Origin of the sequence: Bradyrhizobium sp. (assembly GCF_030646015.1) — a bacterium.
Classification (GTDB): domain Bacteria; phylum Pseudomonadota; class Alphaproteobacteria; order Rhizobiales; family Xanthobacteraceae; genus Bradyrhizobium.
Window position 1 is genome coordinate 1 of the sequence record NZ_JAUSLT010000028.1, and the last position, 2,615, is coordinate 2,615.

A 2,615-nucleotide genomic window follows, 5' to 3' on the forward strand; every position below is an offset into this window, starting at 1 on the left:
GTGCTGCGCAGGCATAACGGCCTCTGGTTCTACGATGAATCCTACGTCATCTCACGGCGTCGAGATTAAAGAATAAATGGAAAATTCAAACGGGCCGACCGCGGCCCATCTGGAGGGGAGGGGTTGATGCGCGCGTCTTATCTGTTCACCAGTGAGTCGGTTTCCGAAGGTCATCCGGACAAGGTCTGCGACCGGATTTCCGATGAGATTGTCGATCTGTTTTTCCGTGAAGGCCAGAAGGCTGGCTTCGATCCGTGGGCGATCCGCGCGGCCTGCGAAACGCTGGCCACCACCAACAGGGTGGTGATCGCCGGCGAAACCCGCGGTCCCGCATCGGTCACCCACGAGCAGATCGAAAGCGTGACGCGCGCCGCGATCAAGGACATCGGCTACGAGCAGGAAGGTTTTCACTGGGAGAAGGCCAAGGTCGAAATCCTGCTGCATCCGCAATCCGCCGACATCGCGCAGGGCGTCGATGCGCTGCAGCCCGGCACCAACAAGGAAGAGGGCGCCGGCGACCAGGGCATCATGTTCGGTTACGCCACCAATGAGACCCCCGACCTGATGCCGGCGCCGCTGTTCTACGCCCACAAGATCCTGCGGCTGATCTCGGAAGCGCGCCACTCCGGCAAGGAGAAGGTGCTGGGTCCGGACTCCAAGAGCCAGGTCACCGTGCAATACGAGAACGGCAAGCCGGTCGGCGTCACCCAGATCGTGGTCTCGCATCAGCATCTGGTCGAGGACATGTCGTCCAAGCAGGTGCGCGACTGCGTCGAGCCCTATGTGCGCCAGGCGCTGCCGGAAGGCTGGATCAACGGCAAGACCGTCTGGCACGTCAATCCGACCGGCAAATTCTTCATCGGCGGTCCCGACGGCGACGCCGGCCTCACCGGCCGCAAGATCATTGTCGACACCTATGGCGGTGCGGCGCCGCATGGCGGCGGCGCCTTCTCCGGCAAGGATCCGACCAAGGTGGATCGTTCGGCCGCCTATGCCGCGCGCTATCTCGCCAAGAACATCGTTGCCGCCGGCCTCGCCGGCCGTTGCACGCTGCAGCTCGCCTACGCCATCGGCGTGGCGCGGCCGCTGTCGATCTATATCGACACCCATGGCACCGGTGCGGTGCCCGAGGAGAAGCTCGAAAAGGCGGTGGCCGAGGCGATGGACCTGACGCCGCGCGGCATCCGCAAGCACCTCGACCTCAACAAGCCGATCTACGCCCGCACCTCGTCCTACGGCCATTTCGGCCGTACCCCGGACAAGGACGGCGGTTTCTCCTGGGAAAAGACCGACCTGGCCGACGCGCTGAAGCGCGCCGTCTGACTTTCTCCGTAATCATCGTGCGTATTCCGGAAAGCATTCATTGCTTTTCGGAATATGCTTTTTAAGGGATCAACCACATGACCGCCGCCGCCAAGAAGCCCGCCTTCACCGATTACATCGTCAAGGATATTTCGCTCGCCGATTTCGGCCGCAAGGAGATCTCGCTGGCCGAGACCGAGATGCCCGGCCTGATGGCGACGCGCGAGGAATACGGCCCGAAGCAGCCGCTGAAGGGCGCGCGCATCGCCGGCTCCCTGCACATGACGATCCAGACCGCGGTGCTGATCGAGACGCTGACCGCGCTCGGAGCCGACGTGCGCTGGGTCTCCTGCAACATCTATTCGACCCAGGACCACGCCGCGGCCGCGATCGCGGCGGCCGGCATTCCCGTGTTCGCGGTGAAGGGCGAGAGCCTGGTCGAATACTGGGACTACACCGCCCGGATGTTCGACTGGCACGGCGGCGGTACTCCCAACATGATCCTCGATGACGGCGGCGACGCCACCATGCTGGTGCATCACGGCCTGCGCGCCGAGCAGGGCGACGTCGCGTTCCTCGACAAGCCGGAATCGGACGAAGAGGAAGTTTTCTACGCGCTGATCAAGAAGCTGCTGAAGGAAAAGCCCAAGGGCTATTTCGCCGAGATCGCGAAGAACATCAAAGGCGTTTCGGAAGAGACCACCACCGGCGTGCATCGCCTCTACGAGATGCAGAAGAGCGGCAAGCTGCTGTTCCCGGCGATCAACGTCAACGACAGCGTGACAAAATCGAAGTTCGACAACCTCTATGGCTGCCGCGAGTCGCTGGTCGACGGCATCCGCCGCGGCACCGACGTCATGATGTCCGGCAAGGTGGCGATGGTCGCCGGCTTCGGCGACGTCGGCAAGGGCTCAGCGGCCTCGCTGCGCCAGGCCGGCTGCCGCGTGATGGTTTCCGAAATCGATCCGATCTGCGCGCTGCAGGCGGCGATGGAAGGCTACGAGGTCGTCACCATGGAAGACGCGGCACCCCGCGCCGACATCTTCGTCACCGCCACCGGCAACAAGGACATCATCACCATCGAGCACATGCGCGCGATGAAGGACCGCGCCATCGTCTGCAACATCGGTCACTTCGACAACGAGATCCAGATCGCGCATCTGAAGAATCTGAAGTGGGACAACATCAAGCCGCAGGTCGACGAGATCACCTTCCCCGACGGCAAGCGGATGATCCTGTTGTCGGAAGGCCGCCTGGTGAACCTCGGCAACGCCATGGGCCATCCGTCCTTCGTGATGTCGGCGTCGTTCACC

The 2,615-nt window shown here is 63.0% G+C and carries 2 protein-coding genes; both read left to right on the forward strand.

What is annotated here, in order from left to right; genetic code table 11:
• The first annotated feature begins 126 nt into the window (after positions 1 to 126).
• The gene (gene metK / locus Q7T45_RS03580) at positions 127 to 1,323 is read left to right on the forward strand and encodes a methionine adenosyltransferase (RefSeq protein ID WP_304867727.1); all 1,197 of its coding nucleotides are present in this window, start codon (positions 127 to 129) and stop codon (positions 1,321 to 1,323) included.
• 77 nt (positions 1,324 to 1,400) lie between these two features.
• Positions 1,401 to 2,615, forward strand: a 1,215-nt coding sequence (gene ahcY / locus Q7T45_RS03585) for an adenosylhomocysteinase (RefSeq protein WP_304867729.1), incomplete at its 3' end; no start/stop codon positions are given.